Below are 12,086 nucleotides of genomic sequence, written 5' to 3' on the forward strand. Positions count from 1 at the left end.
GAGGTGGCCATCGTCGTGGACGTCGACGTCATGCTGGCGCGGCGCAAGATGGCGGTGGGCGTGCTGGCCGAGCGGGTCGGCATCACCCCCGCCAACCTGGCGGTGCTCAAGAACGGCCGCGCCAAGGCGGTGCGTTTCGCGACGCTGGAGGCCCTCTGCGAGGCGCTGGACTGTCAGCCGGGGGACCTGCTGCGGTGGGTGCCCGACGAGTGAGCAGGCCCGCGCCGGGTCAGGGGGCGCTCCAGTGCTGCCAGTCGGGCTCGGAGTAGTCGCCGCCCCACTCCCAGCCGCGGGAGGCGAAGGCGCGGAAGACGACGTCGCCGCGAGCGATGACGCCCGGCACGGCGCGGGCGCCGGGGGAGCGGTCGACGTCGGCGAACGCGCGACCGGCCGGCGGCAGCACCTCGCCCCCCAGGACGTAGGGGTTCTGCACCGGGTTGACGTCGAGGGCGCGGCCGAAGGCGTGGTCGGAGAAGCGGTCGGTGCCGGCCACGGTGCGGCAGTTGTAGCCCGAGGTGTTGTTGGCCGCCATCGAGCGGTCGTCGTCGCCGCCGTAGGCGTCGACGAGCCGCATCCGGCGGATCGGGAAGCGCTCGCGGTAGAGGGTGCGGAAGATCTGCGTGACCTCCTCGGCGACGTCCTCGTGCACGACCATCGCCCCGGTGCGGGCCGCTCCGTCGAAGCCGACGTAGGACATCCGCAGCTGGCGCAGGTCGGTCAGCGGCACCGGACAGGTGGGGCGGTGGCTGGAGCCGAGCATGCTGCGGCGCACGGCCGGCCCGATCCGGCGCACCTCGGAGCGGTACGCCGGCAGCGCCTCGGTCGCCGGAGGGTCGGGCTGCTGGGTCGGGTCGGGCTGCTGGGTCGGGTCGGGCTGCCCGCCGGGCTCGGCGGCGGCGCCGGGGCCGGGCTCGAGGCCGGTGCAGCCGCGCAGGCGGCGCCAGTCGGCGACGGCCTCGCCACGGGCCCCGCCGGTGACCGGCTGGGGCTGGCCGCCGAGCTCGGGGATGAGCGCCGGCCGCCAGGCGACGCCCTCGACGGCGTCGGCGGAGACCTCGACCTCGAGCACGCCGGTCTCGGCCTGCCGGCCGTGGTACCAGAGGAAGTTGCCCAGGCCGTAGCCCACGTAGGCGTCGTCGAGCAGCCCCCCGCCCTGGAGCTGGTGGGAGTGGGAGCCGACGACGACGTCGGCGCCGGCCTCGGCGAGCGAGGCGGCGAGGTCCTGCTGGAGCGGGGTGGGGCAGGCGGCGCCCTCCTCGCCCCAGTGCAGGTAGACGACCGTGACGTCGTCGGTCGCCGCGGAGTCGCGCACGGCCGCGACCAGCCGGGGGGCGTCGGGGGTGCGGGCGGCGGCGAGGCCCGGCCCGGCGCCCTGCCGCACGCTCCAGGTCGGGTCGGCGCTCTCGAGGGGGGAGGAGTCCGCGGCCAGCACGCCCACGCTGAGCCCCTCGACCTCGACGCGGTGGGGGGTGAAGGCCGCGGTGGGGTCGGCGCCGACGCCGACCACGCCCACGGGGCTGTCGGCGGCGATCGCCAGGGTGTCGCGGAGGCCGGCCGCGCCGTAGTCGGCGCCGTGGTTGTTGGCGACCGAGACGACGTCGACGCCGGAGCGGTCGAGCAGGTCGAGGGCGGAGGGCGGGCTGCGGAACCAGTAGCGCAGTGACGGGTCCTCCAGCTCCTTGGCGGCCGGGGCGCCGGTGCCGGGGCGGGTCAGCGCGCTCTCGAGGTTGACCATCGCGAGGTCGGCGTCGCGCAGCACCCGCGACATCGGCCCGAGGGTGGAGCGGGGGCGCTGCGAGAGCCCGCGCAGGGCGCCCTCGAGGTGGACGTCGCCGGCGAAGGCGAGGGTGGCGGTCGGGCCGGCGGGGGCGGCGGACGCCGCGCGACCGGCCTCGGAGGCGGGGGCCTCGGACGTGCGCGCGGACTCCGCCTCGGAGCCGGGGCTGCACCCCCCGAGCACGAGCGAGCCGACCAGGGCACCGGCGAGCGCACCCGCGCCGCGTCGGCGCCCGCACCGCTCGCCACGCCGCCCGTGGTGTCGCATCTGGTCCCCGTCCGCCCGGCCCCGCCCGTGTGCGAGTGCCTCCACTGTGACGGGCGGCGCCAAGCAAAGGTCGTCCCGCGACGGCTCACGGGCCCCCGGTGGTGTCTGCGCACCCCTCGATGGGGTACCAGTAAGGGTGACCACCTCCACCGTGACCAGCCCTCCTGCGACCGGCGCCCCCACGGCCGCGGCAGACCCGGCCGAGCGGCCCGTCTCCCCGGTGACGGCGCACCTGGGCGCCGACGACGTCGCGGCGCTCGCGGCCGAGCTCGACGCCCTGCGCGACGAGGTGCTGGCCGGGCGCGGGGCGCGCGACGCGGCGTACATCCGTCGGGTGATCGCGGTGCAGCGTGGCCTCGAGCTCGGCGGTCGCGCGCTGCTCGTCGTGGGCTCGCGCCGTCGGCCGGTGTGGGTGCTGGGCGCGGCCTGCCTGGCCACCGCCAAGGTGCTCGACAACATGGAGATCGGCCACAACGTGCTCCACGGCCAGTGGGACTGGATGCGCGACCCGAAGATCCACTCCGCGACCTGGGACTGGGACCATGTCACCCCGCCGGAGCAGTGGAAGCGCTCGCACAACGAGCTGCACCACGTGCACACCAACGTGCTCGGCCGCGACAACGACCTCGGCTACGGCATCCTGCGCGTCGACGAGGCCCAGCCGTGGCGTCCCCGCCACGCGGTGCAGCCGCTGTGGAACCTCGTCAACGCAGTCTTCTTCGAGTACGGCATCGCGCTCTACGACCTCGAGGTCGGGGAGACGCTGCGCGCCGGGCGGCGCCCCGACGCCGAGATGCGGGGGCGCATCGGCGACGTGCTGCGCCGCGCGCGCCGCCAGCTGCTCAAGGACCTCGTCATCCACCCGGCGCTCTCGGGCCCGGGGTGGCGCTCGACGCTGAGCGCCAACCTCGCCGCCAACCTGGTCCGCAACCTGTGGAGCCACTCGGTGATCATGTGCGGCCACTTCCCCGAGGGCGTGGAGACCTTCGAGCTCGACGAGACGCCGACGCGCGAGACGCGGGGGGAGTGGTACCTGCGCCAGATGCTCGGCTCCGCCGACATCACCGGCCCGCCGCTGCTGCACGTGCTCGCGGGCAACCTGTCGCACCAGATCGAGCACCACGTCTTCCCCGACCTGCCCAGCAACCGCTACGCCGAGATCGCGCCCCGGCTGCGGGAGGTCATGGAGCGCCACGGCCTGACCTACCACGCGGCGCCGCTGCACCGTCAGGTCGCCAGCGCCTGGCACAAGGTGGTGCGGCTCTCGGTGCCGCCGAGGGTCAGCGGGTCCAGACGGGGTCGGTGAGGATCTCGCGGGCCTGCTCGACGCTGAGCGCGGGCACGTCGGCGGGGTCGTGCACGGTGTCGGGGCGGTCGGTGCGGGTGCCCTCGGCGACGTAGAGCTCGACGTGGCCGCCGGAGGGGTCGGCGAGGGTGGCCAGGACGTAGGAGCGGTTGGTGGGCTGCTCGCGGCCGTCGACGACGGTCCGCTCGACCTTCTCGGTGACCACGCCGACGAGGGCGTCGTCGTCGGTGCGGATCTCCTCGCAGGTCTCGTGGCCGGTGAGCTCCGCGCACGGCACCACGGCCTGCAGCGGCGCGTTGTCGCCCCCCGAGCACGGACCGCCGGCACTCAGCTCGGCCAGGCTCGTGCGTCCGCCCGGCACCCCCGGCGGCGGCAGCAGGGTCACGCTGGCGAAGTCGGCGTCCTCGCCCGACCCCTCGCCCGTGACCAGGTCACCGCCCCAGGCCCCGGGCGAGGCGTCGTCGGTGCCGCCGATCCGGGTGCCCGGCGGCAGGAGGGCCGCCAGGTCGTCGCGGACCTCCTCCGAGGGCCTGCTCCACCAGCCGGTGGCCGCTGCGTCGGGGTCGCACGCGGCGGGACCCGCCTCGTCGAGCCGGGTCCGGGGGTCGGAACCACGGCCCTCGCCCGCGCCGGCGCCCGGGCCGCTGGCGGGGTCGACGGCCACCGGGGGACCGGACGGGTCGGGCCCTCCCGGCCAGCCGTCGGCGAGGGCCGGGGCGGCGAGCGCGAGGGCGGCGGCGACGGCGAGGCCGCCGGTGCCCTGGACGAGACGACGGCGGGTGCGCTGGCGCCGGCCGCGGGCCAGGGCTGCGGGCAGGACGTCGGGGGCGCGCAGCCCGTCGACGGCGTGGGCCAGGCGCTCGCGCAGGCGGGCGTCGTGGTCGGGCTGGTGCGGGGTCTGGTGGCTGGGGTCGGTCACGGGGTGCTCCTGGGGAGGTCGTGGGTGAGGCCGGCGGGCTGGGCCGCGGGCGGTGCCGCGGAGGGGTCGGCGGGGTCGTCGGCGAGCAGCTCGCGCAGGGCGCGCAGCGCGCGTGCGGTGCGGTTCTTGACCGCCGACTCGGTGAGGTCGAGATCGGCCGCGGTGGTGGCGACGCTGAGGTCGAGCCAGAAGCGCAGCACCACGACCGCGCGGTCGAGGGCGGGCAGCCGGGCCAGGGCCGCGGTCAGGGTGACCCGGTCGGCGACACCGGCCGGGCCGGAGGGGTCAGGCGACGCCAGCGCGGCGGCGGTGCCGGTGTCAGCGGCCCGGCCGGCCACGTCCTCCACCGGGAGCTCGCCGCTGCGGCGCAGCCGCCGCTCGGAGAGGAACGCGTTGAGCAGGATGCGGTGGGTGTAGGCCACCGGGTCGTCGGTCGTGCGCAGGCGGCGCCAGCCGGCGAAGGCCTTGGCCAGGGTGGTCTGCAGCAGGTCCTCGGCGGCGTGCGGGGAGGCGGTGAGCAGGTAGGCGGAGCGGTAGAGCCGGTCGGAGTGCAGCGTCACGAACTCCGTGAACGCCGCGTCGTCTCGTCGCGCACCGCGCACGGTGCCTCCTCTCGGGTGGTGGATCGGCCTACGTGAGAGGAGACGCCTCGGCACCCCCACCCGGTCTCACGACACCGTCGGCCGATCCCACGACGACCGCGCCGCGCTCAGGAGGCGCCCGGGAAGCCGTGCTGGCGCCACGCCTCGTAGGCGACCACGGCGGCGGAGTTGGACAGGTTGAGCGAGCGGCGGCCGGGCACCATCGGGATCCGCAGCCGGTCGGTCGTGCGGGGGTGCGCCAGCACCTCGTCGGGCAGCCCGGTCGGCTCGGGGCCGAAGAGCAGCACGTCGCCGGGCTGGTAGGCGACGTCGGTGTGCCAGCGGGTCGCGTGGGCGGTGAGGGCGAAGACCCGCGAGGAGGCCAGGGCCTCGGTGCCGAGAGCGGTGTCGAGGTCGGGGTGGACCACCACGGAGGCCAGGTCGTGGTAGTCGAGACCGGCCCGCTTGAGCCTCGGCTCGTCGAGCTCGAAGCCCAGCGGCTCCACCAGGTGCAGCGTCGCCCCCGTGCCGGCGACCATCCGGATCGCGTTTCCCGTGTTGGGCGGGATCCGGGGCTCGAGGAACATCACGTGGAACATGGGCGGCAGTATCCCGCGCCCGGCCGCCGAGGGGCCGGACGCTCGGGGCGTGCGCCCGCGTGCTCAGGGGAGGGGCACGACCGTGCCCCTCCCCTGAGCACGACGACACCGCGCCGACGGGGAGGTCGCACCGTCGCGTGCGACAGTGGCCACCACGGACGGTGACGGAGCACGGAGGAGCCGGGATGCGCGTGGACGACGTGGTGCGGCTCGACCTCGGCACCTTCGTGCGCCCGGTCGAGGAGACCGGCACGGGCGCCCCTCGCGTCGAGCACGTGCTCGGCTACGTCGCGCGGACCCCCGCCGGCGTGCTGCTGCTCGACACCGGCATCGGCGACGCCGGGGCCGAGGCCGAGGGGTGGTACCGCCCGCGGCGGGTGCCGGTCGAGGACGCGCTGGCCCGCGTCGGGCTGGAGGTCGGCGACGTCGACCTGGTCGTCAACTGCCACCTGCACTTCGACCACATCGGCGCCAACCCGGCCTTCGCCGGCCGCCCGATCCACTGCCAGCGCGTCGAGCTCGACGCGGCCCGCGCGGTCGGCTACACCGCGGCCGACCTGGTCGACTTCGCCGGCGCCCGCTACGAGCTGCTCGACGGCGAGGCCGAGATCGCGCCCGGGGTGCACGTCGTGCCGACGCCCGGCCACGTCGCCGGCCACCAGTCGGTCGTGCTGGAGTGCGAGGACGGCTCGGTCGTGCTCGCCGGGCAGGCCCACGACACCGCGTCGGCCTGGTCGGCCGACGTGCTCGCCGAGCGGGCCCGGTCGCGCGGGCACACCGACCCCCTGCCCGCCGCGAGTCCGTGGCTGGCTCGGCTGCTCGCCTTCGACCCCCGACGGGTGGTCTTCGCCCATGACGCGGCGGTGTGGGTGCCCTGACCCGCGGCCGTGCGGCCTCAGTCGTGCGGCCTCAGTCGTGCGGCCTCAGCCGCGCAGGCCGACCTCGATCTCGGCGAGGGCGGCGTGGAGGTCGACCTCGGGGGTCCAGCCCCAGGCGTGGGCGCGGTCGGCGAGGATCCGGCCGGTCCAGGCGGGCTCGTCGTCCCAGACCGGCTCGACGCCGAGGGCCCCGGTGACGGCCTGGTGGTAGTCACGCACCGTGGCCGGCCCGGCGGCGACGTTGACCGGGGTGCAGCCACCGGCCACCGGGCCGGTGGCGGGGTCGTCGGAGGCAGCGACCCGGCCGGTCGCGACGTCGGCGATGAACGCGGCGAGGTCGTCGACGTGCACCCACGCGAAGCTCTGGTCGGCCACGGCGTGGCGCGCCTGCTCGTCGTCGCGGACGGCGGCGGGGCGCAGGGAGTTCCACACCGAGGAGTCGCCCTCGCCGAGGATGGCCGGCGGGCGCACCAGCACGCGGGTCAGCCCGTCGGTGGCGGCCAGCGCGGCGTCGGTGTCGCGCTTGGTGACGGGGTAGTCGCCGGCGTCGTCGTCGACCAGCTCGGAGGACTCGTCGACGTCTCCGCGGCCCGGCGAGCGGTCGTAGACGGCGGCGGTCGAGACGTGCACGAGACGGTCGACCCCGGCCGAGGCGGCCGCGCGGGCCACCACGGGGGTGCCCTCCACGCCGATCTCGTGCTGGGTCGCGCGGTCGCTGCCCATCGGGTGCACGGTGGTCACCACGGCGAAGGCGCCCTCGACCGCCGACGCGGCGAAGGCGGGGTCGGGGAAGTCACCGACCCGCTCCTCGACGCCGGCCAGGTCGGGGGCCGTGCCCGCGCGGCGTACGACGGCACGCACCTGCGCGCCCCGCTCGACCAGCGCCTCGCACACGCGGGCGCCGACGAGGCCGTTGGCGCCGGTCACGACGACCACGGGGGAGTCGGGGGCCTGCGTCGAGCCGGAGGACTGCGGGGCATCAGGGGTCGGGGTCATGCCCTCCACCCTGGCACGCGGCCGCCGCCCGCCCCAGGCGCTGAGGGGTGAGGGCGGCCGGAGGTGACGGGTCAGGACCGGCGGGCGAGGAACGCCGAGAGGGCCACGCAGACGACGAGGCCGACGGCGCCGACGTCGGCCAGCAGTGGCAGCACGAGCACGGCCGCCACGAGCAGCACCGGCACGGCGAGCGCGCCGGGCACGACGTAGCCGAGGGTGCGCGAGCCCTGGACGCCCGGGGCGGGGCGGGTCGGCCCGTCGGGCCGGTCGTCGGGCCGGTCGGAGGGCCGGTCGGAGGGCATGCGACCGACCCTAGCCCCGGGCGCCGGCCGCGACGGCGCGGCGCCCGGGGAGGGATGCGCTCAGCGCAGGGCGAGGGAGCCGGAGAGGCCCGGCTCGAAGTCGAGGCCCTGGTCCTCGGCGATGCGCTCGTCCATCGCCTTGGCGACGTCCTCGGGCCACGGGCTGGTCTTGCGGGTGCTCATGTCGATGTGGAGGAAGATCTCCTCCATCACGTAGCTGACGCGCTGCTCGGTGTCGTCGAGCAGGTAGACCACGACGTGGGCGGCGCGCTCGGAGCGACCGACCAGCCGGACCCGCGCGGAGAGCCGGTCACCGGTGCGCAGCTCGGTGAGGTAGGTGAGGTGGTGCTCGGCGGAGAAGCAGGCGTGGCCGTGGGCCGGCCAGTTCTGCGGGATGCCGAGGCTCACCAGGGACTCGTCGAGCCCCTCGCTGGCGATGCCGAGGTAGTGCCGCACGTTGAGGTGTCCGTTGACGTCCTCGAACGCAATCGGCACGGGCTGCTCGGTGTAGGCCGGGAGGGCGACGAGCTGGTCGTAGGTAGGCAGAGAGGTGCTCACACGTTGCGACGATACTGCCCGCCGACCTCGAAGAAGGCCTCCGTCACCTGTCCGAGCGTGCAGACCCGCGCGGCGTCCATCAGCACGGCGAAGACGTTGTCGTCGGTGACGGCCGCCGCCTTGAGGCGCGCGATGGCCTCCGCGGCCTCCTGGGAGTGCTCCTGGGAGAAGCGACGCACGCCGCTGAGCTGCGACTCCTTCTCGGCCTCGGTGGCGCGGGCGAGCTCCACGTGGACCGGCGTGCCGTCGGTGCCGTCGCCGCGCTCGGGCTTGCGGAAGGTGTTGACGCCGATGATCGGCAGCGAGCCGTCGTGCTTGCGGTGCTCGTAGAGCATCGACTCGTCCTGGATCCGGCCGCGCTGGTAGCCGGTCTCCATCGCGCCCAGCACACCACCGCGCTCGTTGATCCGGTCGAACTCCTCGAGCACCGCCGCCTCCACCAGGTCGGTCAGCTCGTCGACGACGAAGGCCCCCTGGAGCGGGTTCTCGTTCATCGCCAGGCCCCACTCGCGGTTGATGATCATCTGGATCGCCAGCGCCCGCCGCACCGACTCCTCACCCGGGGTGGTGACGGCCTCGTCGTAGGCGTTGGTGTGGAGGCTGTTGGCGTTGTCGTAGATGGCGATCAGCGCCTGGAGCGTCGTGCGGATGTCGTTGAAGTCCATCTCCTGCGCGTGCAGGGAGCGACCCGAGGTCTGCACGTGGTACTTCAGCTTCTGCGAGCGCTCGCCGGCGCCGTACCTCTCCTTCATCGCCACCGCCCAGATCCGGCGCGCGACGCGGCCGATCACGGTGTACTCGGGGTCCATGCCGTTGGAGAAGAAGAACGACAGGTTGGGCGCGAAGTCGTCGATGTCCATGCCGCGCGCTAGGTAGGCCTCGACGTAGGTGAAGCCGTTGGCCAGGGTGAAGGCGAGCTGGCTGATGGGGTTGGCCCCCGCCTCGGCGATGTGGTAGCCCGAGATCGAGACCGAGTAGAAGTTGCGCACCTGGTGCTCGATGAACCACTCCTGGATGTCGGCCATCATCCGGAGGCTGAACTCGGTGGAGAACAGGCAGGTGTTCTGCCCCTGGTCCTCCTTGAGGATGTCGGCCTGCACGGTGCCGCGCACGCTGGCCACCGCGTGGGCGGCGAGGGCCGCGCGCTCCTCCTCGCCGGGCTCGCGACCCTCGCGCTCGCGGAAGGCGTCGACCTGCTGGTCGATGACGGTGTTGAGGAAGAAGGCGAGCACGGTGGGCGCGGGGCCGTTGATCGTCATCGAGACGCTGGTCGTGGGCGAGACCAGGTCGAAGCCGTCGTAGAGCACCTTCATGTCGTCCAGCGTCGCCACGCTAACCCCCGACGTGCCGACCTTGCCGTAGATGTCGGGGCGCTCGTCGGGGTCGCGACCGTAGAGGGTGACGGAGTCGAAGGCCGTGGACAGCCGCTTGGCCTCGCCCTCGGCGGAGAGGATCTTGAAGCGGCGGTTGGTGCGCGCGGGGTCGCCCTCGCCGGCGAACATCCGCGCCGGGTCCTCCCCGTCGCGCTTGAAGGGGAAGACGCCCGCGGTGAAGGGGAAGTGGCCCGGGAGGTTCTCGCGGCGCCAGAAGCGGACCAGCTCGCCGTGGTCCGCGAAGGTCGGCAGCGACACCCGTCGCACCTTCGTGCCGCTGAGCGACTCGCGCGTGAGCCGGGTGGTGATCTCCTTGTCGCGCACGCGGGTGACCTGCTCGTCGCCGGCGTACGCCGCGACCACACCGGGCCAGGCCTCCACCTGGTCGGCGATCTCGGCCGGCAGCGCCTTGCGGGCGCGCTCGAGCAGCCCGGGCACGTCGCCGTGGTCGCCACCGTCGAGGGAGTCGAGCTCGGCGGAGACCGCCTCGAGCCGCTGCACGCGGCGGGCCGCGGCCACCAGCTCCTCGGTGCGGGCGTGGTAGCCGCGGACGGTCTCGGTGATCTCGGCGAGGTAGCGGACCCGCTCGCCGGGCACGACCTGGCGGATGCCCGAGGAGTGGCGCACGTCGACGGCGGGCAGCACGCCCTCGCCGACCGGGAGCCCCGCCCCGCCGAGCAGGTCGCGCAGGTGCTGGTAGAGCGCGGTGACGCCGTCGTCGTTGAACGTGGCCGCCGAGGTGCCGAAGACCGGCATGTCGTCGGGCTGGGAGCCGAAGGCCTCGCGGTTGCGGACCAGCTGGCGGCCCACGTCGCGCAGCGCGTCCTTGGCGCCGCGTCGCTCGAACTTGTTGATCGCCACCACGTCGGCGAAGTCGAGCATGTCGATCTTCTCCAGCTGCGAGGCGGCGCCGAACTCCGGCGTCATCACGTAGAGCGAGGTGTCGACGAAGGGCACGATCGCGGCGTCGCCCTGGCCGATGCCCGGGGTCTCCACGATCACCAGGTCGAAGCCGGCGGCCTTGACCACGTCGATGACGTCGCCGAGGTGGTCGGGCAGCTCGTGGGCGCCGCGCGTCGCGACGGAGCGGAAGAAGACGCGGTCACCGTCGAGGGAGTTCATCCGGATCCGGTCGCCCAGCAGGGCGCCGCCGCCCTTGCGGCGGGTCGGGTCGACGGCGATGACGGCCACGCGCAGCTTGTCCTGCTGGTCCACGCGGAAGCGGCGCACGAGCTCGTCGGTGAGCGAGGACTTGCCCGAGCCGCCGGTGCCGGTGATGCCGAGCACGGGGGAGCGGTGGGCGCTCGCGGCCTGCTGGAGCGCCGCCAGGGTCTCGGCGGGCAGCCGGCCGCTCTCGGCGGCGGTGATCGCGCGGGCGATCGCAGCGCGCTCGCCGCCGACGACCTGGTCGGCGGTGACCTGCCCTGCGGCCCACAGGTCGGTGTCGCAGTCGGCGACGACGGAGTTGATCATGCCGACCAGGCCCATGCGCTGGCCGTCCTCGGGGGAGAAGATCGTGACGCCGCTGTCGCGCAGGCGCTGGATCTCGTCGTGGACGATGACGCCCCCGCCGCCGCCCACGACCTTGACGTGACCGGCGCCCTGGGCGCGCAGCGACTCCACGAGGTACTCGAAGTACTCCACGTGGCCGCCCTGGTAGGACGACACCGCGACGCCCTGCACGTCCTCCTCGAGCGCGGCGTCGACCACCTCCTGCACCGAGCGGTTGTGGCCGAGGTGGATCACCTCGCAGCCCTGGCTCTGGAAGATGCGCCGCATGATGTTGATCGAGGCGTCGTGGCCGTCGAAGAGGCTGGAGGCCGTGACCAGCCGGACCGGGTGGGACGGGACGTGGAGCTCGGGCACGGAGGTCACCTCGGGGTGTCACGGGGCGACCGGGCGGCGTGGGCCGGGGCCGGCGCCCGAAGATAGTTGGACGTCCTACTAATTGCCCACGATAGCCGCCCGGACCCCGTCGGTCGAGGGTGCGTCGGCCCCGGTCGGACCAGGGCGTGCGCCGGGTCGTGCGCTCAGTCGACGCGGTCGCCGCTGCGGGCGCGCAGGGCGGCCAGCAGGCGCGAGAGCGCACCGACCTGGGAGGGCGGCAGCCCGAGGGACTCGAAGACGTCGCGGTTGAGCCCCGCGGTGGCGGTGGCGGCGATCACGCGGCCGGCGTCGGTGAGGGTGGCGAGCACGATGCGGCGGTCGCCCTCGCCGCGCGAGCGCTCGACGTAGCCCTGCCGCTCGAGGCGGTCGACCGCGCTGGTGACCGACGTGGGGTGCACCTGGAGCAGCGAGCCCAGCTTGGTCATCGGCAGCCGTCCCGCGGAGGTGAACGACAGCAGCTGGAGCACCTCGTAGCGCGCGAAGGTGAGGTCGAGCGGACGCAGCACGGCGTCGATGCGCTCCATGAGCAGCTGCTGCACCCGCACCAGCGACGTCACCAGGGCCATGCCGTCGGCGGCGTCGTCCCACCCGTGGGCGACCCACTGGCGGTGCGCCTCGCGGATCGGGTCGGTCGTCACGCGGC

12 protein-coding genes are annotated in these 12,086 nt (G+C 74.7%); 3 read left to right on the forward strand and 9 right to left on the reverse strand.

Annotated elements, in window-relative coordinates; all coding sequences use genetic code 11:
* Positions 1 to 3: 3 nt before the first annotated feature.
* Entirely contained in the window at positions 4 to 213 is a 210-nt protein-coding gene (locus ASF47_RS07015; RefSeq protein ID WP_056863287.1) for a helix-turn-helix domain-containing protein, read from the forward strand.
* 16 nt (positions 214 to 229) lie between these two features.
* Here the strand turns inward: ASF47_RS07015 and ASF47_RS07020 are convergent, their stop codons facing one another.
* The gene (locus ASF47_RS07020) at positions 230 to 2,044 is read right to left on the reverse strand and encodes a CapA family protein (RefSeq protein ID WP_056863288.1); all 1,815 of its coding nucleotides are present in this window, start codon (positions 2,042 to 2,044) and stop codon (positions 230 to 232) included.
* A gap of 136 nt (positions 2,045 to 2,180) precedes the next feature.
* On the opposite strand from ASF47_RS07020, the gene ASF47_RS07025 reads away from it, so the two are divergent.
* Positions 2,181 to 3,350 (forward strand): fatty acid desaturase family protein, encoded by a 1,170-nt coding sequence (locus ASF47_RS07025; protein WP_327138654.1) that lies wholly within the window; start codon positions 2,181 to 2,183, stop codon positions 3,348 to 3,350.
* On the opposite strand, the gene ASF47_RS07030 is transcribed toward ASF47_RS07025, so the two are convergent.
* The 3 genes from ASF47_RS07030 to ASF47_RS07040 all read right to left on the reverse strand — a co-directional run bounded on the left by ASF47_RS07030 (position 3,325) and on the right by ASF47_RS07040 (position 5,449).
* Positions 3,325 to 4,269 carry a hypothetical protein gene (locus ASF47_RS07030; protein WP_056863289.1) on the reverse strand — a complete coding sequence of 315 codons (945 nt, stop codon included), beginning with the start codon at positions 4,267 to 4,269 and terminating at the stop codon, positions 3,325 to 3,327. The genes ASF47_RS07025 and ASF47_RS07030 overlap by 26 nt on opposite strands.
* On the reverse strand, positions 4,266 to 4,871 hold the full coding sequence (locus ASF47_RS07035) for a SigE family RNA polymerase sigma factor (protein ID WP_056863290.1): 606 nt from the start codon (positions 4,869 to 4,871) through the stop codon (positions 4,266 to 4,268). Before ASF47_RS07035 ends, ASF47_RS07030 begins: the two co-directional genes overlap by 4 nt.
* A gap of 107 nt (positions 4,872 to 4,978) precedes the next feature.
* Positions 4,979 to 5,449, reverse strand: coding sequence for a tRNA (cytidine(34)-2'-O)-methyltransferase (locus ASF47_RS07040; RefSeq protein WP_200918979.1), 471 nt, complete (start codon positions 5,447 to 5,449; stop codon positions 4,979 to 4,981).
* A gap of 185 nt (positions 5,450 to 5,634) precedes the next feature.
* Between ASF47_RS07040 and ASF47_RS07045 the strand changes: the two genes are divergently transcribed.
* Positions 5,635 to 6,327 carry an N-acyl homoserine lactonase family protein gene (locus ASF47_RS07045; RefSeq protein ID WP_056863291.1) on the forward strand — a complete coding sequence of 231 codons (693 nt, stop codon included), beginning with the start codon at positions 5,635 to 5,637 and terminating at the stop codon, positions 6,325 to 6,327.
* 45 nt (positions 6,328 to 6,372) lie between these two features.
* On the opposite strand, the gene ASF47_RS07050 is transcribed toward ASF47_RS07045, so the two are convergent.
* From ASF47_RS07050 to ASF47_RS07070, 5 genes are all read right to left on the reverse strand, one after another.
* Positions 6,373 to 7,323: an NAD-dependent epimerase/dehydratase family protein gene (locus ASF47_RS07050; RefSeq protein WP_056863292.1), complete on the reverse strand. Its 951-nt coding sequence runs from the start codon at positions 7,321 to 7,323 to the stop codon at positions 6,373 to 6,375.
* A gap of 71 nt (positions 7,324 to 7,394) precedes the next feature.
* Complete coding sequence (locus ASF47_RS07055) at positions 7,395 to 7,625, reverse strand: hypothetical protein (RefSeq protein ID WP_056863293.1); 231 nt, start codon at positions 7,623 to 7,625, stop codon at positions 7,395 to 7,397.
* 60 nt (positions 7,626 to 7,685) lie between these two features.
* On the reverse strand, positions 7,686 to 8,183 hold the full coding sequence (locus ASF47_RS21445; protein WP_056863294.1) for a thioesterase family protein: 498 nt from the start codon (positions 8,181 to 8,183) through the stop codon (positions 7,686 to 7,688).
* Positions 8,180 to 11,422: a fused isobutyryl-CoA mutase/GTPase IcmF gene (gene icmF, locus ASF47_RS07065; protein WP_056863295.1), complete on the reverse strand. Its 3,243-nt coding sequence runs from the start codon at positions 11,420 to 11,422 to the stop codon at positions 8,180 to 8,182. The genes ASF47_RS21445 and icmF overlap by 4 nt, the downstream gene beginning before the upstream one ends.
* Before the next feature lie 164 nt (positions 11,423 to 11,586).
* Positions 11,587 to 12,081: a MarR family winged helix-turn-helix transcriptional regulator gene (locus tag ASF47_RS07070; RefSeq protein ID WP_235557520.1), complete on the reverse strand. Its 495-nt coding sequence runs from the start codon at positions 12,079 to 12,081 to the stop codon at positions 11,587 to 11,589.
* Positions 12,082 to 12,086: the final 5 nt, after the last annotated feature.

This window comes from Nocardioides sp. Leaf285, from assembly GCF_001422955.1.
Classification (GTDB): Bacteria; Actinomycetota; Actinomycetes; order Propionibacteriales; family Nocardioidaceae; genus Nocardioides; species Nocardioides kribbensis.

Coding starts and splice junctions, on each gene's coding strand:
- ASF47_RS07020 (WP_056863288.1), bottom strand. CDS start 2,044: ATGCGACACCACGGGCGGCGTGGCGAGCGGTGCGGGCGCCGACGCGGC.
- ASF47_RS07040 (WP_200918979.1), bottom strand. CDS start 5,449: ATGTTCCACGTGATGTTCCTCGAGCCCCGGATCCCGCCCAACACGGGA.
- ASF47_RS07045 (WP_056863291.1), top strand. CDS start 5,635: ATGCGCGTGGACGACGTGGTGCGGCTCGACCTCGGCACCTTCGTGCGC.
- ASF47_RS07050 (WP_056863292.1), bottom strand. CDS start 7,323: ATGACCCCGACCCCTGATGCCCCGCAGTCCTCCGGCTCGACGCAGGCC.
- ASF47_RS07055 (WP_056863293.1), bottom strand. CDS start 7,625: ATGCCCTCCGACCGGCCCTCCGACCGGCCCGACGACCGGCCCGACGGG.